Annotated in this window: 20 protein-coding genes; 4 read left to right on the top strand and 16 right to left on the bottom strand. The window is 35.7% G+C overall.

The window, feature by feature from the left end; translation table 11 throughout:
• Window positions 1-99: 99 nt before the first annotated feature.
• From PFY10_15305 to PFY10_15230, 16 genes are all read right to left on the bottom strand, one after another.
• Window positions 100-1,053, bottom strand: a complete 954-nt coding sequence (locus tag PFY10_15305) for a transporter (GenBank protein WBV55594.1) — start codon at window positions 1,051-1,053, stop codon at window positions 100-102.
• Window positions 1,054-1,066: 13 nt separating this feature from the next.
• A complete protein-coding gene (locus tag PFY10_15300; GenBank protein ID WBV55593.1) occupies window positions 1,067-2,119 on the bottom strand; it encodes a c-type cytochrome in 1,053 nt (350 codons plus the stop codon).
• A complete protein-coding gene (locus tag PFY10_15295) occupies window positions 2,106-2,942 on the bottom strand; it encodes a hypothetical protein (GenBank protein WBV55592.1) in 837 nt (278 codons plus the stop codon). The genes PFY10_15300 and PFY10_15295 overlap by 14 nt, the downstream gene beginning before the upstream one ends.
• Before the next feature lie 213 nt (window positions 2,943-3,155).
• Window positions 3,156-3,524: a hypothetical protein gene (locus PFY10_15290; protein ID WBV55591.1), complete on the bottom strand. Its 369-nt coding sequence runs from the start codon at window positions 3,522-3,524 to the stop codon at window positions 3,156-3,158.
• A 3-nt stretch (window positions 3,525-3,527) separates the two neighbouring features.
• On the bottom strand, window positions 3,528-4,202 hold the full coding sequence (locus PFY10_15285) for a superoxide dismutase (GenBank protein WBV55590.1): 675 nt from the start codon (window positions 4,200-4,202) through the stop codon (window positions 3,528-3,530).
• Between the two features lie 109 nt (window positions 4,203-4,311).
• Window positions 4,312-5,004 carry an SCO family protein gene (locus PFY10_15280; GenBank protein WBV58950.1) on the bottom strand — a complete coding sequence of 231 codons (693 nt, stop codon included), beginning with the start codon at window positions 5,002-5,004 and terminating at the stop codon, window positions 4,312-4,314.
• Complete coding sequence (locus PFY10_15275) at window positions 4,982-5,257, bottom strand: YHS domain-containing protein (GenBank protein ID WBV55589.1); 276 nt, start codon at window positions 5,255-5,257, stop codon at window positions 4,982-4,984. The genes PFY10_15280 and PFY10_15275 overlap by 23 nt, the downstream gene beginning before the upstream one ends.
• A gap of 115 nt (window positions 5,258-5,372) precedes the next feature.
• On the bottom strand, window positions 5,373-5,732 hold the full coding sequence (locus PFY10_15270) for a hypothetical protein (protein WBV55588.1): 360 nt from the start codon (window positions 5,730-5,732) through the stop codon (window positions 5,373-5,375).
• Window positions 5,733-5,873: 141 nt separating this feature from the next.
• Window positions 5,874-7,832, bottom strand: a complete 1,959-nt coding sequence (locus tag PFY10_15265) for a heavy metal translocating P-type ATPase (GenBank protein WBV55587.1) — start codon at window positions 7,830-7,832, stop codon at window positions 5,874-5,876.
• A 44-nt stretch (window positions 7,833-7,876) separates the two neighbouring features.
• Window positions 7,877-8,296: a transcriptional repressor gene (locus PFY10_15260; protein ID WBV55586.1), complete on the bottom strand. Its 420-nt coding sequence runs from the start codon at window positions 8,294-8,296 to the stop codon at window positions 7,877-7,879.
• Window positions 8,297-8,312: 16 nt separating this feature from the next.
• A complete protein-coding gene (locus PFY10_15255) occupies window positions 8,313-9,209 on the bottom strand; it encodes a cation diffusion facilitator family transporter (protein ID WBV58949.1) in 897 nt (298 codons plus the stop codon).
• Window positions 9,210-9,229: 20 nt separating this feature from the next.
• Window positions 9,230-10,102 (bottom strand): bestrophin family ion channel, encoded by an 873-nt coding sequence (locus tag PFY10_15250; protein WBV55585.1) that lies wholly within the window; start codon window positions 10,100-10,102, stop codon window positions 9,230-9,232.
• A gap of 31 nt (window positions 10,103-10,133) precedes the next feature.
• Window positions 10,134-10,874, bottom strand: a complete 741-nt coding sequence (locus PFY10_15245) for an isoprenylcysteine carboxylmethyltransferase family protein (protein ID WBV55584.1) — start codon at window positions 10,872-10,874, stop codon at window positions 10,134-10,136.
• 45 nt (window positions 10,875-10,919) lie between these two features.
• A complete protein-coding gene (locus PFY10_15240) occupies window positions 10,920-12,164 on the bottom strand; it encodes an efflux RND transporter periplasmic adaptor subunit (protein ID WBV55583.1) in 1,245 nt (414 codons plus the stop codon).
• 1 nt (window position 12,165) lies between these two features.
• Window positions 12,166-16,524, bottom strand: a complete 4,359-nt coding sequence (locus tag PFY10_15235) for a CusA/CzcA family heavy metal efflux RND transporter (GenBank protein ID WBV55582.1) — start codon at window positions 16,522-16,524, stop codon at window positions 12,166-12,168.
• 139 nt (window positions 16,525-16,663) lie between these two features.
• Window positions 16,664-16,987: a hypothetical protein gene (locus PFY10_15230; protein WBV55581.1), complete on the bottom strand. Its 324-nt coding sequence runs from the start codon at window positions 16,985-16,987 to the stop codon at window positions 16,664-16,666.
• A gap of 268 nt (window positions 16,988-17,255) precedes the next feature.
• Here PFY10_15230 and PFY10_15225 point away from each other — a divergent pair, with 268 nt between their 5' ends.
• From PFY10_15225 to PFY10_15210, 4 genes are read left to right on the top strand one after another with little or no spacing between them, the layout of a single operon-like run.
• On the top strand, window positions 17,256-18,110 hold the full coding sequence (locus tag PFY10_15225) for a cell wall anchor protein (protein WBV55580.1): 855 nt from the start codon (window positions 17,256-17,258) through the stop codon (window positions 18,108-18,110).
• A 7-nt stretch (window positions 18,111-18,117) separates the two neighbouring features.
• On the top strand, window positions 18,118-18,618 hold the full coding sequence (locus PFY10_15220) for a hypothetical protein (protein WBV55579.1): 501 nt from the start codon (window positions 18,118-18,120) through the stop codon (window positions 18,616-18,618).
• A 38-nt stretch (window positions 18,619-18,656) separates the two neighbouring features.
• A complete protein-coding gene (locus tag PFY10_15215; protein ID WBV55578.1) occupies window positions 18,657-25,310 on the top strand; it encodes a SpvB/TcaC N-terminal domain-containing protein in 6,654 nt (2,217 codons plus the stop codon).
• On the top strand, window positions 25,300-25,695 hold the full coding sequence (locus PFY10_15210; GenBank protein ID WBV55577.1) for a hypothetical protein: 396 nt from the start codon (window positions 25,300-25,302) through the stop codon (window positions 25,693-25,695). Before PFY10_15215 ends, PFY10_15210 begins: the two co-directional genes overlap by 11 nt.
• The last annotated feature ends 144 nt before the right edge of the window (window positions 25,696-25,839 follow it).

Genomic DNA, 25,839 nt, shown 5'->3' with positions numbered 1-25,839 from the left:
AAATTCTTCTTAGAAACAATATTATACCTAATAAAATGATTTTCAACAGAATAAAAACAAACATTCCATTACATGAGTAACGGAATGTTCATTTGATTTTTATATCCCAAAGTTAATAAACACACTGAATCTGGATTTAGCTTCAATGTTTCCACCGGCCAGATTTGAATAGGCCGGAAGCATCAGTTCACTACCCAGGCTCCATTTGCTATAAGAAAGTTCAAAACCTAATTTTCCATATAAAGCACTTCCGGCAGTATCCGGTAAGGCTTCATCAAATTGCTTATTCCTATCATATACTTCTCCCTGTAATCCGGCTTTCCCGGAAAAGATCATTTTTTTGTCCGCATGAAGCTGATAAAATCCGGTAGCTGCATAGTTCCATTGGTTTCCAAACTGATAATACTTCTTATTTTCACCTTTAACAGTATAATCCGTATTAACAATTACTGCAACTTTGTTCTTTTGGTATTTATAGTTCACAACCATCTGATAATCCCAGCTTCCTGTTCCCAATTGGAAACTCGGATTCACTCCCGTAATTCCTTTTTCATCAAATCTTCCTAACGGAACTTTTATTCCTAATCCTCCATTTAATTGGTGAGATGCATCTTTAGAATTGATCAGCTGATAAATACCCATTACATTCAGATCCCCCATTCCATTAATTCTGATGTCTCCCTGCATTGTTTTTTTTTCATGAAACTGAAAAGGGAGACTCCCGTAAACACTCAGCTTTTTCGTAATGGGAACTTTTCCCCATAACTGGATGGTATTGAAGTACTGATCCTGGGTGAGATCATTCACAAAAAGGTTTTCTTTGGCTTTATAATGCTGTGCAAAATATTTTATTCCTATAAATTGAGGATTAAGCAAAGACTCAAATCCTGATGATCCATTTCCTGCAGCACAGCCACAAGCATCACAATCATCATCAAAAAATTTGCTGGGGTTAAAACTATTTTCAGGAATATACAAACTGTCTCTTATGGGTTCTGCGTAGGCTATTTGGCATAAAAATAAACCCAATCCTATTAAAAAAATATTTTTCATGTTCGATTAAAATTTATTCTGAGAATTTTGGGTTGGTAACAAAATCTTTATCAGATAGAGTTTTCAGGAAAGCAATAATGGACTGCTTCTCCGCATAGTTCATCGTGAGTCCGATATGTCCGTTTTGTTTAAGCAGCGGATCAAGGTTAGGATCGTCCTCTACATTATCCGAGTAAAAATTAAGAACAGCATCCAGGGTATAGAATCTCCCGTCATGCATATAAGGAGCTGTATATTCCACATTCCTTAAGCTGGGCACCCGGAATTTCATCCAATCTACCTGATCCAATGTTACCCTATAACGCCCGGCATCCTTAAACTGACTATTGTAATACATCCCTGTATTGCGGAAGCTTTCATCCGTAAACAATTCTCCGCTATGGCATGAGGAACATTTCTGCTGGAATAGTGCCATTCCCTTCGTTTCCGTTGTAGTAAAAGTTGCTTTTCCCTGCTTATACTGGTCATACTTAGAATTAGCAGAAATCATCGTTACCATGAACTGTGACAAAGCCTTCAAAACCCTTTCCCCTGTAATATATTCATCACCATAAGCGGCTTTGAAAAGATTTCTATACTTACTGTCGGCATTTAATTTAGCAATCACTTCAGGCATTGAACTATCCATTTCGTTTGCGTCGGTAATAGGAATAATGGGTTGCTCATTAAGGTTATGAATTACCCCATCCCACATATATCGTTTTAAGAATGCCATATTCTGGATAGGAGGGGCATTGCGTATTCCGATCCTGTCTTCCACGCCATGGCTCACATTATGCCCATGGTGCGTAAAAGCATTTTCCTGTATATGGCAGAATCCGCACGAAATGGTATTATTTCGGGAAAGCCTTCCTTCGTAGAATAATTTCCTTCCCAGCTCTACTCCATTTTTGGTGACCGGATTCCCAGTTTTATCAAACGTCATTTCAGGAAAATAAGCTGGAAACTGTAAGTTATAAGCCTCATCCTTTTCCAATGGCTCAATAACCTCATCTGAGCACGATATGATATTAAAAAATGTAACAATAATCAATCCTGCCTTCAGAATATTTTTAATCTTCATCATTATGAACGTGGTTTACGGTAAACATTTTAGTAAGGTTGTTGGTTACACTTACCAAATGCGGACTCGACCCCATCATCATATCGTTAGATGTATTCAGGGTAAGTTTTGTGTCACCACTCAGATACTGATTAAGATCGGCCAGAATATGAATCGACGGTCTTATTTTTCCGGTCACTCTAGCCGTTGTTGGGAGGTCTAAAGTAATTTCCCGGTATAAATCAGGAGTATTATTAGCCGCTACATTTCCCATATTTCCCGTATGATTCATAAACTCCTTCTCTGCCGCAGTACTTCCGTATTTTCCTTCCAGTTTTACAAAAACATAGCCCGCAGCCCAGGACCAGGACATTCCTTTTGTTTTAGCTTTATTCCAAAACTCTGCCTGCCCGTCCATTCCCAGGAGATAAGCATTCTGGCTGATTCCCAGACCGAACTTCACTTTTTTATAATTGTTTTTAGGAATTCCGGTAAGGTTTACATAAACGATTCCTGCTACGGCATCTGCCTGGTCTATGATAAAGGCTCCTTTATCAGGATTATTTTCATTGTATTTAAATTCTTTCCCGGATTCATCAATCAGGCTGATATTACTTATAATATATTTTAAAGTAGAAAACTGGTGTTTTTGTCCGCTTGAAGAAGTTTGGGTTGTCTGATTCAAAACAATACCGCCAAGGTTATTGAATCCGTTTTCAAACTTTATCTGTAGGTTTCCCGGTGTAGTATCCTGTGAATTATCCCTATCGTCATTATTTTGACATGATGAAGCACTAAGTAATATAAGGCCAATAAACAATAGAGATAAAAATTTATAAATTTTCATTGTTGATTTTTTAAGTTGTATTTGTTTGAATAGAAATAAACATCGAATGTTGAAAACATTCATTTTTTCAATCCCAATAGACATAAAAGTTTTAGCACTTTAGAATTATAAAGTGAATCATGAAACAATTATGATGAACACATGAGTGTGGAAAATCTGTAATTTTCGCAGTACGTGAACTTTAACAATTGGAGATAAAATGTATAAACAACTTTAAAAAACCGGCGGCCTGAAAATATGTTTCAGGAAAAGAAAAGAGTAATTCTTTTGATAAATAAATGTAAAATTGTGATCGTATGTTAGACCTGTGTTTTTTATTTCTGTAATTTCCGGAAGGATGTAGATATCAAGAATTTTTTGTCCGGAAGTTTTTCCCTTACTCAAAGGGGCTGTTTCTGTATCATTGGTTTTAGCGAGTTCTTTACTCAGATAACATTTACCATTACAATTCAGCTCTGGTTTGTTTTTGTTAACACAAAGAACCTCAACAATATAATCATAATTTACAGCATATTCCATGATGGGGATCAGAGGTCTGACCACCATATAGAAGGTAAGGAATATGCTGCAAATATAATTCATGATCTATTTTTTGCTCAGTGCATTTTCATATCTCTTACTTACCTCTTTCCAGTTTAATACATTCCAGATCGCGGTAAGATAGTCAGCTCTCTTATTCTGATATTTTAAATAATAAGCATGCTCCCAAACATCAATTCCAAGAATTGGAGTTCCTTTTTCTTCTACAACATCCATTAAAGGATTATCCTGATTAGGTGTTGAAGAAACAAACAACTTCCCGTTCTTATCCACAGAAAGCCATGCCCAGCCGGAACCAAAACGATCAGCTCCTGCCTTGCTCATTTTCTCCTTAAAGGCATCAACACTTCCAAAAGTTTCTGTAATTGCTTTTAGTAATTTCGCAGAAGGTTGAGTATTTTTCTCAGGCGTTAACATGGTCCAGAAAAGTTCATGGTTAAAATGTCCTCCGGCGTTGTTTCTGATCGTTGGACTAAGAGTTGAAACTTTAGAAAGGATCTGGAATAAAGTCTCTTTTTCCTGGGGTGTTCCAGCAATTGCCTTATTCAAATTACTTACATACCCCGCAGCATGCTTTGTATAATGGATTTCCATCGTTTGTGCATCTATTGAACCTTCCAACGCATTGTAAGCGTATGATAATGGAGTTTGCTTGAATTGCGCAAAAGCAAATTGCGCCGCCAAAACTGCACCTACGGCAGCTATTTTCATAATCTTCATAATGTTTTGTATTTATGGTTTAACATTTTTTTTAAGAGTAAGTTTGATGATGGAAGACAAGGGTCAAAGACCTTTATTTATAATCAATACACTTCCTGACATCCAACTTTTAATTTAATAACTTCTTAATATCTTCAATCAGCCTTTCCCTGTCCGGATGATATTTGCCGGTAAGCTGTGTTTCTTTTCCTTCAGGATCCTTATAGTTTAATCCTGAATAGTAAAGGATAGGCATATTGTCTTTATTATATCTGCACCGGATATTTCCTTCCTGATCAACAAGCGCAATCATCCCGCTGTGATTAAGACTCTCTCCCTCATCTTCTTTATCCCCAACATAGATATTGAACTGATCCGCAAGGTTTCCAATGTACGTCCGGTCTCCGGTTAAAAAATGCCAGTTGGGAGATTTTGCTCCGATTCTATTGGCATGTTGTTTCAACGTTTCCGGAGTATCGTTCAACGGATCTATGCTTATGGAAATAATCCCAAACTCAGGATTGTTAATCTCCTCTTCGATCACTTTCATATTGCTGTTCATTACAGGACAGATGGTGGGACATTTACTAAAGAAGAATTCCACCAGATATACTTTGCCCAGCATATCTCTATTGGTAATCTTTTTATTATTCTGATCGGTAAGCTCAAAATCAGGAACCTTCATTACAGTATAAAGGTTTTTTTTAAAATAGCTCATACCAAAACCTACTCCCAGGAAAATAACTGCAATAATTGCAATGGGAATAACGATCCTGCTTTTTGAGCTTTGGGCTGTTTTTTTATTTTTGGACATATTTTTCAGGATTTTTGTTGAATTCGTCCTTACAGGAAGCACTGCAAAAACCGTACACCTTGTTCTTATATGTTGCTGTAAATTTTAAATAATCTGCCGTTTTCATATGACATACAGGATCTTCAGCGTTGACTACTTTTACCTTAAGGTTCTCCTTTGGAGTCATCATACTTTTACTATGCTTTACTTTAGGTGTTTCCTGGGCACAGGAAATAAATGATACTGACAGCAGCAAAGCTGTCAAAATGAATATATGTTTCATTGGATTGAAATGAAATTTATAATAATGGATTAATTCAGAGATGTGATTAAAACTAATCACATAATAAATAGCTAATAAAGATTAGGTATTCGACTAGTAAATTAGTTATTATAAATTATACTAAAGGAGGATGGAATATCCTGGAAAAATAATCTGAAGAATGCGATTTGATATAGCCTGGATTAGCAACTTTTTGCAAGATTTCAAATCCTTTGGCGTCAGCAAATGAAAGAATATCATTGGAAAGAAATACATCAATAACAGAAATTTTTATCGTTTGTGGCCCCGATTGCTTTTCTGTTTTAGCGAGTTCTTTTTCTACATAACATTTACCCTTACATGTAGATTGCGGTTTATCTCTGTTTTCACAGAGATTTTTTACAATATAATCATAGTTAACCGCATAGTTCACTAATGGCAATACAGGACGTATTGCTATGGTAAAAATAATGAATATGGATATGAAAAGCTTCAATGATCAATTCTATTCCACAAATATACTACTCAAATTCTTTTTAAGTATAATTTATGATGAAAGTCATCGATATTTTTCAGACAGAAGCCTCACTGAAATCCAGCAAGGCTTCTTATAATTAAGTTTAATTATGGTTTATGATTAAAATTTCATCCTTTGAATCCTTACGGCATTTAGGATTGCAATCAGTGAAACTCCGACATCTGCAAAAACCGCTTCCCACATGGTCGCCAAACCTCCTGCACCAAGGATCAAAACAATTCCTTTTACCACAAATGCCAGGGTAATGTTTTGCCATACAATCTGTTTGGTCTTCCTACCTATATTAATGGCCATAGGAATTTTACTTGGCATGTCATCCTGTATTACAACGTCAGCTGTTTCAATCGTTGCATCACTTCCCAATCCACCCATTGCAATTCCTACATCACTCAAAGCGACAACCGGAGCATCATTCACTCCATCACCAACAAAAGCAACCGTCTCATTTTTAGCTTTGATAGCTTTTACTTTATTCACCTTATCCTCTGGAAGTAAATCCCCATAAGCATTTTGAATTCCCAAAGTATCCGCCACATATTTTACAACTGAGCTTTTATCGCCACTCAGCATGGTTGATTTTATATTTAATGCTTTTAATTTATTGATCGTTAATTGTGCATCGTTTTTAATGGTATCTGCAATAGTAAGATATCCTACAAACTTATTATCATAAGCGACCGCAATTAATGTATACACAATATTATCCGGGTTGATATCATACTGAATATTGAATCTATCCATCATTTTGAAATTCCCAACCAATAAATCTTTTCCATTAATTGTTGCTTTCAGCCCGTGCCCCGCAATTTCCTCTACGTTTTCCATAGGAATGGAATGATCTATTTCTCCTACATACTCATGAATAGCTGTTGCTACAGGGTGCGTACTCTGGCTTTCTAAAAGGTTTACCAGTTTCAATATATCATTTTTATCAAACTCAGGCTTGAAGTCCACTTCCTGAACTTTGAAAACACCTTCTGTCATTGTTCCGGTCTTATCCATTACAACATTCTGGATTTTAGCAAGTGCATCTAAGAAGTTACTTCCTTTGAACAGAATTCCATTTCTGCTTCCCGCTCCAATCCCTCCGAAATATCCCAAAGGAATTGAGATCACTAATGCACATGGACAAGAAATCACAAGGAATACTAAAGCTCTGTACAACCAATCTTTAAATTGATAGTCCGCTACAAAGAAATAAGGTAATAATGCAATTGCTATAGCAAGCAATACCACAATCGGAGTATAAACCTTCGCAAATTTTCTAATGAATAATTCGGTTGGAGCTTTTTGCGCTGTAGCATTTTGAACCAGCTCCAGGATCTTACTCAGTTTACTATCCTGATATGCCGTGGTAACTTTAACCTGGCTAACAGTATTTAAATTGATCATTCCCGCAAGCACTGCATCACCTTTGGTTTTGGTATCCGGCTTACTTTCCCCTGTAAGTGCAGCTGTATTAAATGAAGCAGTTTCTGAAAGCAATTCTCCATCCAGCCCTAATTTCTCTCCGGATTTCAATTGAATAATTTCTCCTATACCTACAGTCTCTGCTTTCACTATTTGGGGTTGCCCACCTTTTAAAACAGTTACCTCATCCGGACGCTGATCTAATAATGATTTGATATTGCTTTTCGCCCTTGTAACGGCCAAAGTTTGAAATACTTCTCCAACGGCATAAAAAAGCATCACTGCTACTCCTTCAGGATATTGGGCAATAACAAATGCGCCAATTGTTGCAATCCCCATTAAGAAGAATTCTGAAAACACATCTCCTTTAATGATGCTTTCATAAGCCTCTCTTAATACTGGAAGTCCAACAGGAATATAGGCCGCTGAGTACCAAACGATCCGAACCCAACCGGTAAACCATTCTGTTTTTATATAATTGTCTAAAGCGACACCGATCATTAATAAAACAAAAGAGATTACTGCAGGTAAAAACAACTGGAAAGTCGTTTTATCTGAGGTATCATGAGAGTGACCGTGATCATGGCCATCTCCTTCAAAATGATTGTGCTCTTTTTTTTGAGGTTTTGTATTACAGCATTCTTCCATAACTTATAATTTTCAACAAAATTAATTTTAAAACAAGTGCAATACTATTGCAAACTTTCCAAACAATCTTCGCAAATCCCTTTAGCAAAAAGCCTTATTTCATCAATCCGGAAATTAGTTTGGATGTTATCTGGAAATGAAATATCTTCTTTACAGGTGGTTTGCTTACAAATTTTACAGTAAAAATGAAGATGCCAGTCTTTATGTGTTTTCTCGTCACAATCATCATCGCAAAGCTTATACTTGGTAGTTGTATTTTCCTGTATCCCGTGAACAATTCCTTTCTCTTCAAAAGTTTTTAAGGTCCTGTAAATAGTTGTTCGGTCTGCATTATCAAAATGACTTTCAATTTCAGACAATGACAAAGCAGCTTCCTGAGAGCTCAAAAAATCATATACCAGGATACGCATACTCGTTGGTTTGGTATTTTTGTCTATAAGCTTATCTTCTATTTCTTTTTTCATTTCTGATATTTTTTAATTAATAATGGGTAACATCTTCCTGATAACTTTCTTCCTCAATCTGAAAAGTAGTATGGCTGATGGTAAATCTGGATGTTGTTTCTTCGGTCAGTTTTTCCAGCAGCTGATTTTGAGTAATTGTATCATCTTTAACAATATGAGAACTCATGGCATTTACGCCGGAAGTAAGAGACCACACATGGAGATCATGCACGCTTTTTACGCCAGGAACCTGTTCCAGTGATTTACGTAACAGATCAATGTCTACATCTTCGGGAGTACTCTCCAGTAATACATTAACAGCTTCCTTAAGAAGTCGCCAGGTTCTGGGAAAGATAAGTAAGCCAATTGCTGCCGAGATCAATGGGTCGGCATAGTACCAGTTGGTTGTAAGCATAATTACACCTGCAATCATAACTCCTACAGAAGTAAGCATATCCGAAAGAACTTCAAAATACGCACCTTTCATATTAAGACTCGCTTCGGAATCTTTTCTAAGGATCAACATTCCTGCAATGTTTACTAAAAGTCCTATTCCTGCAACAATCAACATTGATTTACTCTGCACTTCTGGAGGGCTTTTAAATCTCTGATAAGCTTCAAATAAAACATACACGGAGATTCCCAGCAGTACCACGGCATTGATCACCGCTGCCAATATTTCTGTACGGTAATATCCAAAAGTCTTTTTGGAGTCCGCTTTCCGTTCTCCGATTTTTATTGCAATAAAAGCCAGTAATAATCCTACCACATCTGTAAGCATGTGAGCGGCATCTGCAAGCAACGCAAGACTATTGGTAAGAATTCCTCCAATAACCTCCGCAATAAGATATGCTCCACTAAACGATAATACAATAAGAAGATTCTTTTTATGTTTACTGGCTGCGGAAACTGTTTGTGTGTTTTTTTCGTTCATCATTTCAAAAATAAGTTGGGTTACATTTCGTAGTACAAAGGATTTTCTTTCTTCATAGGAACATTCTTTTCCCCGACCATCTGTCTCAGGTTAATTTCTATTGTCTGTGCTAAAGAAGTCATTGGGGTATCAACAGGGGTATTTTCAAAAGGATCCTGCATGATGATTGATGTTCTTTCTATAGCGATAAACATTGTAGGAACTAAAATAGTGACCAATACTTCGATTATCAATTGATTATCATCCAATCCAAATGGTAAAATAGCAGCAAATACATAGATTAACACATGGACCAAAATACTATATGATCGCGGGAAAACCGTATTCTTTAATCGCTCACATTTTCCCATGCTATCACAAAGCTTTGTAATGGCATCATTAAGTTGTAATTGTTGAAATTCTGAGATTTCCCCTGAAGAAAAAGCTTTTCTTACCTGCCTGGAATGTTCATCGAGTAATGCATTCGGAACATTTAAAGCATCAATTTGATGAGCAGTAAGATATTCCTGTACCTTTATGGAAAAGGGCAGCTTTCTAAGCGATTCCCCTAACGCAAAAGTCCAGATGATCTGTCTTTCCGCGAATTCCTGTGCTTGTTTTTCAGGTAAAAACTGAATTGCTAATCTGATCAAAGTCCGGGAATCGTTTACAATGGCTCCCCAGACAATTCTTGCCTCCCACCATCTTTCGTAAGATTGTGAAGTACGGAAAGCCAATAACAGAGAAACGGCCGTTCCCACTAATGCAGGAATATTCAGAGGAAGTGATATTTTTCTAAATCCGGGAAGTAAATCTAAAAGCCCTATACAAAAAGCAAATATGCAAATGAAAAGAATCTGAGATTTTATTTCATTAATGAAATACCAAATGGATAATCTTTTGTTTAATAACATAATTATTTTTTTTAAATTAAGTTCTAACCCTTTAAGATCTGTTGTTTTCTAAAAGTTTCGTTTTCATTTTTAATACTTTGAGTACAAAGTACATCATCATTGTAATGATCGTACCAGAAATGAACAACAAATTATGATCAGAATGATCTCTAATCCATTCTCCTGTAATATCGAACAGCGTAAAGATCAAAAACATAGCAAAAAGCCCATTCTTTTCTTTCTTCAACACCTTTTTTAGACTAAATGAGAGTTCGTTTTTCCTAAACAATCCTAAGTTAGGAATAAAAACCGGTACTTTGGATGCCCAGCTTCTATATTTTTCTCCAAATTTTCTTTCTAAAAATTGTTCCTCTGCATAAATAATCCGCTCATAATAAATCCAGTAAAAAAGAATGAAGGAAACGACAAACCATAAATTTTCTGTAAATAAGGCAAGTCCCAGCCACATAAAAAAGTTCCCAAGATATAAAGGATTTCTTACTACACTGTATATCCCTGTTGTATTAAGTGTATCAGCTACCTGACCTTCTGAGGTATTCCTTCCCGAGGTATTTTTAGGTGTATATCCCACTGTATAAACTCTAATCCCTAAACCTACAGCACTTATTAAAAGGCAGGCAAATTCGTATAGAATTTCGCAGCTCGTTGTTTCTTCTTTTAAATTCATTTGAACAGAAACCACAAAACCGATAAATAAAATACCTATCGGTAATGTGCTTCTATATTTGAAAAGCCAATTCCCTTGTTTTTCAAGTTCTTCTTTTAAAGCCATCTTGTGAAATAATATTATTGTGTTTTTTTGTCGGAAGGCTTTTAATTAATCCTGCTCGCCAGCATTGGTGAGCTTTGCATTTACAAAAAATGTACTTTTCACTACTATTTTAGAATCAGGGGCAATTTCTGTTACCGGAGTTATTGCTGTATAACCCATATCAGAAGACCCTTTTACTACTTCAATTTTCTCAAAATTGATCATTTTCACATTTTCTTTAGGCATTTCTTTCTTAGGTTTTTCTTCATCATGATTTTCTGCAGGCTTTTTATTCGTTTGAACAAAAATATAAGACTTGCCATCTGCTTCTACAATTGCATCATTAGGAACAGCCGGTGTGGTTGTTTTTTCGAGACTTACAACTCCGGTAATGCTCATTCCATCAATTAATCCTTCCTTATTCCCGATTACATTACAGTGTACAGAAATGGTCTTACTCGCATTCTCAAAAGATGAACCTATGCTGAATACTTTGGCATCATACTCTGTCTCCGGGTTGTTGGTTAGATTAAAATGAACAATTTGCCCAACTTTCATTTTCGGAAGATCTTTTTCGTATATCTGTAAATCCAAGTGAATGGATTCATTATCAATAACTTCAGCCACCGGAGATGAAACATCAACATAGCTCCCTATTTGTGCAGAAATACTACTCACAGTTCCATTGATAGGTGATGTTATTACCAAACCTGATCTCATATTTGCATTGTTAACAGCACCGGGGCTTATTCCCATCATCTGAAGTTGCCTCAACAAAGAGGCCTTCCTCGTTCTGAGGGTTTTTAATTCTGCATCGGAACTCTGCAGGTTTTTCTTGGCTCCTGCATCATTATCAAAAAGCTCTCGTTGTCTTCTGTACTCCTGTTCCGCAAATGTAATTCTACTATTCACAGTCAGGTATTCTTCCTGAAGTCTTATAAATTCAGGATTGGCAATTGTTGCGATCACCTGTCCTTTTCTCACCACACTACCTACCTGAACAGTAAGCGTTTTAATAATTCCTCCATATAAAGAGGTAATGGTGGCTTTACTGTTATTAGGTACATCCAAGGTACCATTGGCTTTAACGGTAGAAGTTAACTCCTTCATTTCAATGGTTCCCATTGTAATTCCAACAGCTTTTATTTGTTCTTCCGTTAATGAAGCAATAGTCTCGGAAGCTTCTGCGGGTTTCTCAATTTTTTGCTCTGCTTTTCCCGCAGGATTTTCCGCCACCTCTTCCTTTTTACTACAACTTACAGTTAACAAAGAAAGAGCAATACAATATATGATGATGTGTTTTTTTCTCATTTTATTTATTAATTATTGAATTAATCGTTACAACAGATTGGTTCACCTGCTGGATGGATTCCAGGTATTTTAATTGAATATTTGTCGCAGTCTGCAAGGCGAAAAGATACTCTACATAAGTAATTTCACCTGTTCTATATCCTAACTGAGCAGCTTTTACAATTTTCTCAGCATTAGGAATCGCTTGCCCCACATAGTAATTATATTGCTGCGTATCCTGTTGATATTGGGTTAATGCATTTTGCAATTGAGTGGAAAGCTGATTCTTCTGATACATAGCATTGGTTTCCGCAACCTGCTTCTGAAATTCCAAAGATTTTATTCTCGCCTTTGTCGCTCCGAAAGTTAGAGGAATTGCTATTCCTACATTTACAAAGCTAAACCGGTTGCCTGAGTTATAAAATACTTCCCGTCCGTTTACTGGATAAGATCCTGTTAAAGACTGGTTGGTATATCCTAAACTGAATTCCGGAAGTCCCTGCGCTTTTTCTACATTTTTGTTTCTTTCAGCAATTTCCATTTCCTGATAAAATGCTTTAATTGTAGGGTTATTATCAACCTCTTTGCTGTCCAGAATATTTCCGGATTTAAGCGGCTCATAATTTCCGTTAAACGGAACCTCAATGTCCTCAGAAATATTTAAAAGTGTCTTTAAATTTTTATATGCGTTATTTAAAAATACCTGATTTTGATTGAGCAAAAGGTTGATTTCTCCTTGTTGGGTTTCAGCAGTACTGATCTCAATCTTTTTTATGTCCCCAGCCTTGAACCTTACGGTGGCTATACGAATGAAATCGCGATACAGGCTGTCCAGATTCTTTAATTGCGCTTTATTGTATTGCAGATATTCAATCTGATAATAATAGGAGCGAACCTGTTTAACAAGCTCATTCATAGAAATTTCCTTCTCTATCTGTTTACCTTTTATAGTTTCCGCAATTAATTCTTTTCTGGCCTTGAATATAGTCGGAAAAGGAATACTTTGTGAAATTGCAAAAGATTGGTCAAAAGTAGGACTATTATACTGTCCGAGCTGTGCATTAAAATTCATTTTTGGTAATTCTTTAGCCGTAGGTTTTAAAGCCTTTGCAGCCTCAATGCCCAGGTCTTTGGATTTCAGTCCGGGATTGTTCGCCACGGCCTGCTCTACCGCCTGTTCTACAGTCAATGTTCTGGATTGAGCGCTGGCGAATTGACCCAACATTATAAATCCAAGAATAATCACCGGTGTAAATGGTTTCATTTTCATCTTCTTAATTCGAAGTTTTGTATTGAAAATAATATACAGCATTGGTAACACAAATAAAGTAAGAAAAGTAGCACTGATTAATCCACCGATCACAACGGTTGCCAATGGTTTCTGAACCTCAGCTCCTGCGCCCGTGGAAATTGCCATCGGTAAAAATCCTAACGATGCTACCGTTGCAGTCATTAATACCGGTCGAAGCCTTGTTTTAGTCCCCTCCATCACTCTTTTAAAGATATCTTTTTCGCCTTCTTTTTCTAATTCATTGAAGGTTCCTATCAATACAATTCCATTAAGAACCGCTACTCCGAATAAGGCAATAAATCCAATTCCGGCACTGATACTGAAAGGCATCCCTCTTACAAGAAGGGCAAAGATCCCACCAATAGCACTCATTGGAATGGCTGTAAAAATCAATGCTGCCTGTTTTAAAGAGTTGAAAGTGAAATACAATAATAAAAATATCAATAACAGCGATATAGGTACCGCAATCATAAGACGCTGGCTAGCCTCCTGAAGGTTTTCAAATTGCCCACCGTAAGTATAATAATATCCTGCAGGTAGCTTAACGTCTTTGTCAAGCTTCTTCTGAATATCCTGAACCACACTCTGTACATCACGTCCTTTAACATTAAAGCCTACAACAATTCTACGTTTTGCCTGTTCGCGGCTGATTTGTGCGGGCCCCATTTTGTATTTGACATCTGCGACCTGTGAAAGCGGGATCTGTTCTCCTGTTTTAGTATTGATCATCAGGTTATCAACATCATCAATATTAGTCCTGTTAAGACTATCCAAGCGAACAACCAGATCAAAACGTCTCTCATTCTCAAAAACCTGACCGGTACTTTTTCCTGCAAACGCGGTACTTAAGGCATTATTTACATCTTCAATATTGATTCCGTAATTAGCCATTCTTGTTCTGTCATAAGTAACATTGATCTGTGGAAGTCCACCCACTTTTTCAATTTGAGGAGCATTAGCTCCGTTTACCGATTGTATTGCTTTTCCAACTTTCTCTGCATAAATGGCCAGGGAATCCAGATTCTCCCCGAAAATTTTAACCGCTACATCCTGTCTGATCCCGGTCATTAATTCATTAAAACGCATTTGGATCGGCTGGTTTCTTTCAAAATATACCCCGGGAATCGCTTCCAGTTTTTTACTGATCTCATCTCCCAGTTCCGCATATGATTTTTTTGTTTTCCACTCGCTCTGTGGTTTTAGCACCACAATGATATCTGAAGCCTCTGGTGGCATCGGGTCGGTAGGTACTTCGGCTGATCCGGTTTTCCCTACAACCATTTTTACCTCATCAAATGACTTGATGATCCTTGATGCCTGCATGGATGTTTCCAAACTTTGACTCAATGAGCTTTGCTGAGGTAGGATACATTGAAATGCATAATCTCCTTCCTGCAATTGCGGGATAAACTCCCCTCCCATATTTTTGAATATGAAAATTGAAATCACAAAAATTGAAATCGTTATAGTGACAATTACGAGCTTCAATCGAATGGCTTTTTGCAACAAAGGCTGATAAATACCTTGAAGAAAGTCCATAATTTTGTCACTGAGTGTCTTTTTATGACTAACATTTTTAGAAAGGAACAACGAGCTTACCATTGGAATATAAGTAATGGATAAAATGGTAGCTCCAATAATTGCAAATCCTACTGTTTTTGCCATTGGGGTAAACATTTTACCTTCTACTCCAGCTAAAGAAAGTATTGGAATATAAACGATCAGAATAATAATTTGTCCAAAAATGGCACTATTCATCATTTTGGACGCTGCCGTTCCTACTTCCTTATCCATCTGGATCTGCGTAAGCTTCCCGCTGTTTTTATTATGTAATAAATGCAATGTTGCCTCTACAATAATAACGGCTCCATCTACAATAAGTCCAAAATCTATTGCCCCCAGACTCATCAGGTTGGCACTAACCCCAAACACGTTCATCATCCCTAAAGCAAATAATAAGGATAGAGGAATTGCTGACGCAACAATAAGCCCGGCCCGAAGATTTCCAAGAAAAACAACAAGTACGAAAATTACAATTAATGCACCCTCTACCAGATTTTTCTCCACTGTTTTCATTGCTCTTCCCACGAGATCAGTCCTATCAATGAAAGGCTCAATGACTACGTCGTCAGGAAGAGATTTTTGAATAGTAGGGATTTTAGCTTTCACATTGTTCACCACTTCATTACTATTCGCTCCTTTCAGCATCATTACAACTCCACCCACGGCATCTACTTTTCCGTTATAGGTCATCGCTCCATATCGCACAGCACTTCCAAAACGAACATCTGCGACATCTTTTATGTATATAGGAATACTTCCTGTTTCATTTTTTACTGCTATGTTCCGAATATCTTCTAACGAAGTGACCATTCCGACCCCGCGGATAAAATAGGCATTCGGTTTTTTGTCAATGTAAGCACCTCCGGTATTCTGATTATTTTTTTCTAAAGCAGTAAAAATATCGGAAATACTTACTCCCATCGCTTTTAGTCTATTGGGATTAATACCAACTTCATATTGTTTCAACTCACCTCCAAAACTGTTGATTTCTGCAACACCAGGAGTTCCGTTAAGCTGTCTTCGAACAATCCAGTCCTGCATGGTCCGAAGATCTTTAGCACTGTATTTTTTTTCGCTTCCTTTTTTCGGATGCAGAATATATTGATATATTTCTCCTAATCCCGTACTTACCGGAGCAAGTTCCGGAACGCCCACTCCTTTGGGAATCTCTTCAACGGCTTGTTTAAGTTGCTCACTAATAAGCTGTCGCGCAAAATAAACATCAACATCTTCTTTAAAAACAACTGTAATCACAGAAAGTCCAAACCTTGATACACTTCTCATATCTTCAATGCCTGGAACATTTGCTATACTCTGTTCAATTGGAAAAGTAACCAATTGCTCTACCTCCTGTCCCGCTAACGTAGGACATACTGTAATAATTTGAACCTGATTGTTCGTAATATCAGGTACCGCATCAATGGGTAATCTGGTAGCACTCCAGACTCCCCAGATAATCCACAGTAAAGTCATTAAACCAATAATGAACTTATTCTTAATACTGAATTTTATAATTTTATCTAACACAAAAAAGATTTATTTTATTGAAATTATATGCACAGACATTTTAAAATGTCAAGTGCAAAAATATCATGAAGATCCATGCAATAGAATTGCAAAGTTTCACGTAAGGTTGGAAAGCTGTGCTTTCCCTAAATCAATAAAATTAAATTTTAGGAGGCTGCCAGATGTTTTCGTAAACCTGATAGGCAAAGTTATTTTTGTGGAAAAGAATCTTTTTGGAAAAGTAGGCCTGTTCTTGTCTTGGAATACTTATCTGAGGTTCCATTTTAAAAGCCGCAACCGTTATCTGACAACAATTGCAAACACATAAAGGAGAACAGATATCTCCCTGATCCTTTGAATGAGACTGTTCAACGCTTAATGAGAAGTCAGTCCTGGAAGAACCCGATTGTTTATGCACATCTTCACATGGCATTACAGACAATGCCATAAAATAAAGCGCTAAAATCAATCTTAAGAAGTTCATTTGGACAAAGGTAGAATTTTTTTATTAAAAAAATATTAAATAAAATTAACCATACTCCATTAGCGCATTTTTTTAACAAACTAGTATAGTACTATATAAATTTATGAATCTATATAGTATTTATTTGTACAATTATTCAAATGATCACATCTTTGAACAGGAAATAATTCTTCAATATTTAATATATTAAAAAAAATATTAAATCAGTAGAATTTAAACAAATATAAATTATATTCGCGTTTTAAAATTTAACAAAAATTAACAATTCATGAAAACGACACTTGTACCGCTATTTATAGCCGTATCTTCTATGGCTTTTGCCCAATCCTGGAATCTTACAGGAAACTCAGGAACTACTCCTCCATCTAATTTCATCGGCACCATTGATGACCAGGAACTTGTTATCAAAACAAATAACATGGAAAGACTTAAGGTATTTAACGGACCTTATGCCAATGGTATTGCTATCGGAAACTCTGCTGCTGCAGGAACCGTTAACGGAGCCAAATTAGAGCTTGCAACAGTTCTTTGTAACGGCTGTGCTTCACGTTGGTCTGTTGCATCAGATGCAGTGATCAGAACTTTGGGAAGTCATAATCTGGAATTCCATATGCCTAATGACAATGCAGTTGATCCTAACTCTGACACTTCAACTCCTAATTCATCCGGAATCACCAGGATAAAATTTACAGATTCAGTACACCCCAGCAGCCTTGTGGTTTTCAATACCGGAAAAGTGACCGTAGGAACAGATCAGTATGATAGCGACCCTAACTTCATTTTTTATGTAAGAAAAGGAATAAAGGCTGAGCAAATAAAAGTGGAAAACCCTGCAACCAACGGATGGGCTGATTATGTATTTAAAAAGGATTACAAATTGAGATCATTGGAAGATGTTGAAAAACACATTTCAGAAAAAGGACATTTACCAAACATCCCTTCTGCCGGAGAAGTAGAAAAAAATGGAATCAACCTGGGAGAAATGGATGCTAAGCTGCTTGAAAAAATTGAAGAGTTAACATTATATTCTATTGAGCAGAACAAAACATTGAAACAACAATCCGATAAGATTGAAAAGCTTGAAAAACAATTGTTGTTGCTTCTTTCAGAAAAAACAAAATAAGTAAACTATGAAAAGAAAATTACTTTCCTTATTTTCTTTGTTGATTGGTGTTTTCGGATTCTCACAAACCGAAGTCTACTTCAAGTATGACGAAGCCGGAAACCAAAGATACAGAGGGACAGATGTGAGTGGTAAAAAAGCACCTGAAGACTTAAAAAATTTGGCTAAGACCGAAGAAAAACCTAAAGCTGAAGAGGTAAAGACCATCGCTGAGATCAAGCAACAACCGGTTCTGGATGAAAAAGCATTCTGGAAACAGATCAGGCTGTATCCTGTTCCTGTGAATGATTTCCTTACTATAGACTGGACCGATGAAGTAGACGGACTCATAGAATCCGTTTCTCTTTACCAGCACAGTACGGTTCACTGGAAATTCCAACAACAGAATACTCCGGGATTAAATAAGCAGCTAAAAATTAACATGTCCAATTACGAATGGGGTGTATATGTTTTACACTTTACATTAAAAGACGGCAGGGTCTTTAGCAAAAATATTACAAAACGATAAACTTTTAATCACAACAATTTACTAACAACCAAGAAAATATGAAGATTCTTTCATCATTGGTACTTTCCCTCTGCTCGGTTTTGGGCTATTCCCAGACCATACTCTATCAGCAGGAAAGTACATCAAGAACAGTACAGGATCCGCAAACCGTTGTCTTGGCTCAAGGGTTTAAGGCCTCCTCCGGCACTTCAAATCCTTTTGTGGCAAAGATCGGGCCTTCTACTGAAAATCCAGGTGGGGGACCTACAGATTCCCAAGCAGGAGCTAATAATCCTTATGGGACAATTGACTCATCAACTCTTAAATACGATGATACCAAAGGAAATATAGACGTTACTAATGGTGGTCAACTGCAATTTACACTACCAATTGCTTTACCGCCAGGGATAAAAAATGTATCGCCAAACATAAGTCTGGTATATTTAAGTAATTCAGGAAATGGAATTGCCGGCTATGGCTGGACCCTATCCGGATTAACCGCCATTTCAAGAGTTGGAAAAAACATCGAAAAAGATGGTATTTCCAGTGGTGTCCAACTAGATTATTCAGATTATTACAGTTTTAATGGGCAAAGACTCATTCTAAAATCAGGAGAGTATGGTAAGGACGGAGCTGAGTATGTTACTGAAAAATACTCTAATGTAAAAATTAAATCAATTGGAAACATCGCAAACTGGAAACAACCTCAATCTTGGGAAGTAACGTTTGAGGATGGTTCCCAAGCATGGTACGGAGGAACAAACGATTCTACGAATCGGATGGAATTTAATATTGTAAAGTGGAAAGATTCTCAAGGAAATTATATTACATATAATTATGCACAATCTGAAAATGTTGCAGTTGTTACATCTATTACCTGGGGAGGAAATCAAGATTTAAATACAACCCCTATTAACGAAATTGTCTTCAATTATATAGACAGAGATTTTGTCGAGGGAGCTTATATAAATGGGCCTGGAACCATGTATGTTCAAAGTAAATTACTAAAAGATATACTTGTAAAATCAAAAGGGAACCAATTCAAAAAATATGTATTTGATTATTTTAAGAACGGTACAAACTACCAATTTATTAATAAGATTACAGAATACAATGCAAATAATCAACCGGCAAATCCAATAAAATTTGAATATCCTGCACCAACAGGACCGGCAATCGCGAATGCTGATTACTCGAATGCTGATTATAATAATATAAAATTTACTGGGGATTTAAATGGAGATTCTTATGTAGATTTCATATTCAATAATGGCAATATAAGATTAAGTGCCTTTAACGATAGTTTTGTCACTGTAACTCCTAATAAAACATTCAATTCCACAGCACTCATTGTTAATACTTTACTTGACGAGGAAGGCCAGGTCCACAATGGAAATGGTATTGTACAATATGAAGATGGAAAAATTACAGGTTACATTTTTAAAAACAACGCCTTTGTAAAAACATTTGAAAAACAAGTATATGATTTGGCAAATTGCACAAATGTAGGCGATGAAAAATGCACACTACAAGCTAATTTAAGTGAAGGTGATGTAGATGGGGATGGGATATCTGATATCTTTCTTACACTCAATGCACGCAGATGTATTACAATAACTAATCCAGACTGTATTGATCCTTCAGTTAACTCTGATCCTACTTCTAAAAATGGGATAATTGGACCAATCAAATGTGTAGAAACCATTTGCAATACTGATTTTATCGGAAACTACATTGTGGATCTAAAAAATTCCAATAATCCTATTTCCTCCTATACTCTTGAAACAGGAGTTAACGAAAGTTCATATACCAATCAAAAATATATTGACATTGATGGAGATGGAAAAATAGATATCATTAATGTATCCAATAATGCATATACAGTTTTTGAATTCATAAAAACAGCTCCTAATCAATATCTTAAAAAAATTAAATTTACAGATAATTTAGTTGAGACTAAAGACAACGAGTTTCCTGTTCTATATGGAGATTATAATGGTGATGGAAAAATTGATTTTGCAATACCTACAGGTATTAAAAGCACAGGCTTAGAGGATTGGAGATTTTATATCGGAACAGGAAAAAGTTTTAATAATTATTTTAAACAAAATTTTTTAGGCTATAAAAAAAGAAATTCAAGCTCTGATGGCCGATATTTAAAAGAGTATTTTCTAAGTGTTGGGGATCTTAATAAGGACGGAAAATCAGATATTATACAAGTATTTTCGTATAGTGATGTTAATATGCAATCTAACGGCTGGAGAAATTTTGGCTTTACGATGACATCGAAAATGTCCAATGGAAATATGATGGATGGTTCTCCAGGCTTTGCATCATCACTTGAATATAACAGTACACAAGGATGGGTACAAAACATTTATAATACAAGTTTATATATTCCCGTTACCGTTCCTTTAAAATCGAATAACAATTATTATGACGTATTTATATTCAGGGAAGACGTCTTAATGAAAATTAGACCTCAGACTCCTATTTCAGAACTTGCAAGAGTTAAGGTAATTACTCAAGATGCCAACGTTATCACTTACGTAAAATATCTAGAAGCTGTTCCTGATGTCAATCCTAATTTTTACAGAAAAACTAAAAAGGAGTTTTATCCATATTTTTCACTAGAAAGAGTTGATCAAACATTTGTAGTCTCCCAATTAGAGAAGATCGGACGAACTCAAGATTTCCGTTATAGAGGAATGACTGGGCATCTACAAGGTAAAGGTATCACTGGGTATAATCAAATAGCAAGATCAACTTGGTACACCAATGGATATGAAAATACTAAAGTTTGGTCAGGAATTGAGACAGATCCTCAAAACGAAGGTCTTCCTATTAAAGAATGGTCTATAAGAACTAATGATGAGACAAAAATTTTTCCTGCGGATATTTCGGAAAACAACACTCAGCTACTTAGTTTCAAATCTACATCATATAAAATTGACAAATTATTAAATGGACAATTAGTAACAACTATAGCCGACTCTGATAAACCGAAAATTGTCACGGCAATTCTACCCAATGTTACGAAATCGAAAAATTTCTTGACAAATAATCTTATCACAGAAAATACTTCATATGGCGAATATTATCTGCCAAATAATTCTGTTACCAATATTAATAATGGATTTGCAATAACCAATTCTGAAATGACCTATACTCATAATCCTAATGGTGTAGGAAAAGATTATTACATTGGTCGTCCGGCATCTAAGATATTAAGCAATAATGTTTCTTCATATAATAGTGTAATTACTAATAAGGAAGAGTATACCTATGACTCCAATCTTTTAAAAACTTTGAGAAAATGGAATAGAGATAATACTGGCTATATTACGGAAACCTATAATTATAATGGATTTGGAAACATTATTGAAAAAACGGTTACCAATAGTGTAGATTCTCAAATCCAAAACACGAAAGCTCAATATGATCCTACTGGAAGATTTATCATAAAAAAAACAGATAACTTTGGTCTAGATACCCATATTACCTATAATGATTGGGGGCAGGTATTAACCGAAACCGATCCTTTAGGTAATACAACCACTAATAATTATGACTATTGGGGAAAAATTGTTAAATCTAAAAACAATCTTCAAGGTACTACTACCTACCAGTATCAGCATATTAATAATACTCAAAACCGAAAGATAACGACCTATTATCCAGATGGGAATCAAAATATTTCGTACAGAAATCAGCTCAACGAAAATTATCAAAATTCAGTTAAAATATTCAACCAGAATAAAATCATATCTACAGAATATTGGTTTGATCTTATTGGTAGAAAAACCAGAGAAAGTGAACCCTATATTGAAGGACAATCATTTGCTGACAAATGGAACAGTATACAATATGATGACACCGTTTTCCCAGCAAAAACAACGGTAACAACCTTCAATGGTAGACAAATCGAAACTACTATTTCTGGAAACATTACAACGGTAAAAGAGCTTAATGGCTACGGTAGAACAACTACTAAAACTACAGATCCCTTAGGAAATGTAATATCTACAACAGATAAAGGAGGTACTATCAATTTCATATATAATGCAGCTAAAGAACAGGTACAAGCAATATATGGACAAAATATTGTAAAAACTAAATACGATGTATGGGGGAGGAAATCTGAATATAACGATCCTTCGAACGGAATCTATAAATACGAATATGACGGGTTTGGACAAATCAAAAAAATGATAAGTCCGAAAGGGACCAAAGAATATTCGTACAATAATCTTGGTCAAATTATTTCTCAAAAGGAAATTTCAACTTTAGATGCAGGCCAGTCGACCAATAAACTAATTACTTTTACCTATGATGACAAAGGAAGAGTTATATCTAAAGGTGGAACATCCAATGGAAAAGCCTATAGCTCAAATCTATTATATGATCCACAAGGAAGATTGATCTCTTCGTCGGAAAGCAGTAATGGAAAATACTATATAAATAAAGGAATTACATACGACGATAAGTCGAGAGTAATATCTTATGAAAAAAGTTTGTTTTCTTCTGGGACAATGACAAAAGTAAATATAGAAAATGTTTACAGTGACTGGAACGGAGAACTATATCAGGTAAAAGATAAAAATTCAGGAAAAATCCTTTGGCAGCTTCAAGCGGTAAACGCAAAAGGACAGGTTTTACAATCAAAACTTGGAGAATCGAATATTGTTAATACATATGATAATAATGGTTTTTTAACAAATGTAAATCATTCTTCACAGGTTAAATCGGGTATTTTACAACTTTCCTATTCTTTTGATGCCGTGAAAAACGAGCTAAAAAGCAGAACTACCGGAGGTGATTTTAACATTGTAGAATCATTTGATTACGATGACAATAACCGATTAGTAAATTGGACCAATCCTGTAACTGGTGTCAAACCATCTACTAATAGAAATACTTATGATATTAAAGGTAGAATTGTAGAAAATGATCAGATAGGAACCATTAAATATGAAAATTCCGCTAAAATTTATCAACCTACTGGAATGACATTAAATGCAGCGGGCAGTCAGAATTATAACAATGATCTGATTCAAACAGTTGTTTATAATGAAAATAACGATCCTGTATTCATTGATGGGGAAAAAGGAGATGTCGCTTTTCAGTATGGCTTAACAAGCATGAGACAAAGAGTTACATACGGTGGTAATTTTGGTTCGAATGGTAATGGTAATTTCACTAAATTTTATAGCGAAGATGGAAGCTTTGAAATAGTAGTAGATAATACAACCGGAAAAGAAAAGCACGTACTTTACATTGGAGGAACTCCTTATGAAAGCAATTTTGTTTATTTAAAAAATTATAATGAATCAAATGGCTCATATAAATTCTTACATAAAGATTACCTAGGAAGTGTTCTGGCTATAAGTGATGAAGCAGGAAATAAAGTAGAACAAAGACATTTTGATGCTTGGGGTAACTTCACTCATCTTCAAATTGGAAGTGGAGCAATAATTACAGATAAAAATGTTATTAACAATACTTCGTTATTAGTAGAAAGAGGCTACACCAGCCACGAACATTTTGCTGAAGTAGGAATCATTCATATGAATGGAAGATTGTATGATCCTTTATTGAGGAGATTCTTAAATGCAGACGAAAACATACAAGATCCTTATAATACTCAAAATTATAATAAATATGGTTATGTATTAAATAATCCTTTAATGTTTAATGACCCAAGTGGAGAATTTTTACAATTTTTAGTTCCTATACTTATCAAAGTTGCTATAGGAGCAGCCTATGGAGCAATAGTTGGTGCAGGTGTAGCAGCTGCAGCATATTCTATAAAAGGACTAATTACAGGAAATTGGAGCTGGAGTGGTTTTGGAAGAGCAATAATTGGAGGAGCTATTGCTGGCGCAATATCCGGTGGATTAAATGGGCTCGGTGCAGCCTTATTTAGTACAAGCAGTTTCATGCTTAATTCCGGAACATGGGATCTTCTTTCAAACATGGCGACAATGTTTTTACAAGATGGCAAAATAGATGTAGCTACTATTGGTGCTTCTGTTATCGGAGCTTTTGTTGGTACTCAATTACCTGGATGGAATGGTGTTAGTGGAAAGGGATTGTTAGGATGGACCAAAAATGCAGTGGGTGAAATCTTACATAGCTCTTTAAGGTATGGAATCACAGGATCTATATCCGGAGGGTTCTCAGCTTTATTCAGAGGTGAAAATGTATGGTTAGGGGTAAAAGGCGGATTTGAGAACGGGGCAATAAATGGAGCTGCACAATCTAGCTTTATGATCATGACATTTGGTGCAACTTATAAACCTTCTGATGAACAATTGCAGTATGTTAAAGAAATTTCAAAAGGAAGTGGCGTAGGTTATGAAAATGTAAACTGGAGAAGTGGTGGATTATACCAATTAGCACAGCCATACATTGCCCGACTATTAGATAAGGAAGGAAAAGGACAACCCATTGAAAATTATCGAAGAGAGGTGACATGGGGAAATAATGTAGCCACTTTTGGTTCTTCAGGTACCTTTACAAGTCCCGCTACTTTTGGGCACGAATTTGGTCATATCTTCCAGGTTCAGAGACAAGGTTGGGGTAATTTTCAAGCTAGAGGAATATGGGAACAGTTATTTATGAAGGGTAATCCTTATGAAATTATAGGAACTAACGAGAGCCAAGCAGAATCAATTTATCAACATTATAGAAATAAAATGTATGGGTATTAAGAAAATTTTCCTTTTAACGATACTTTTTTTTACAACAAGCTGTGTATCTACAAATTTTGAGAGCTATAAAAGCCTGGATAATCTCAAGAAAGATAAAAATTATTTTGAGGTTTTAGAATCACAAAGTAAGAAAAATTATGTTGAAATTGGAGTCCATACCATTTACAACAGAGAGAACATTTATTCTATTTATGTTTCTTTTAAAAATAAATTGTTAGAACCTGTTGAAATTGAATCCTATAGATTTGGAAAAATCCCACAATCTGCAGAAGATGACAAGGTGTATCTTAAAAGGATTGAATATCGGAGGCCTCAAAATGACACTATATTGATTAAATTTTCCGGAAATAAAATATATAAATTTTGTAATGAAAAAAGTCAATAAATAGCTAAACCGGTACAGAAATTTCTGTACCGGTTTTTTTATTAGTTTTAATCTGATTTATAATAAAGTATTTTACGTTATCAAATAAAGTTAATTTTAGATATATATTAACCAGATTAGTCAGGAAAAGAAAATAGAATTCTC

This window comes from Chryseobacterium daecheongense (genome assembly GCA_027920525.1).
GTDB lineage: Bacteria > Bacteroidota > Bacteroidia > Flavobacteriales > Weeksellaceae > Chryseobacterium > Chryseobacterium proteolyticum.
This window is presented reverse-complemented; position numbering and strand designations above follow the sequence as displayed.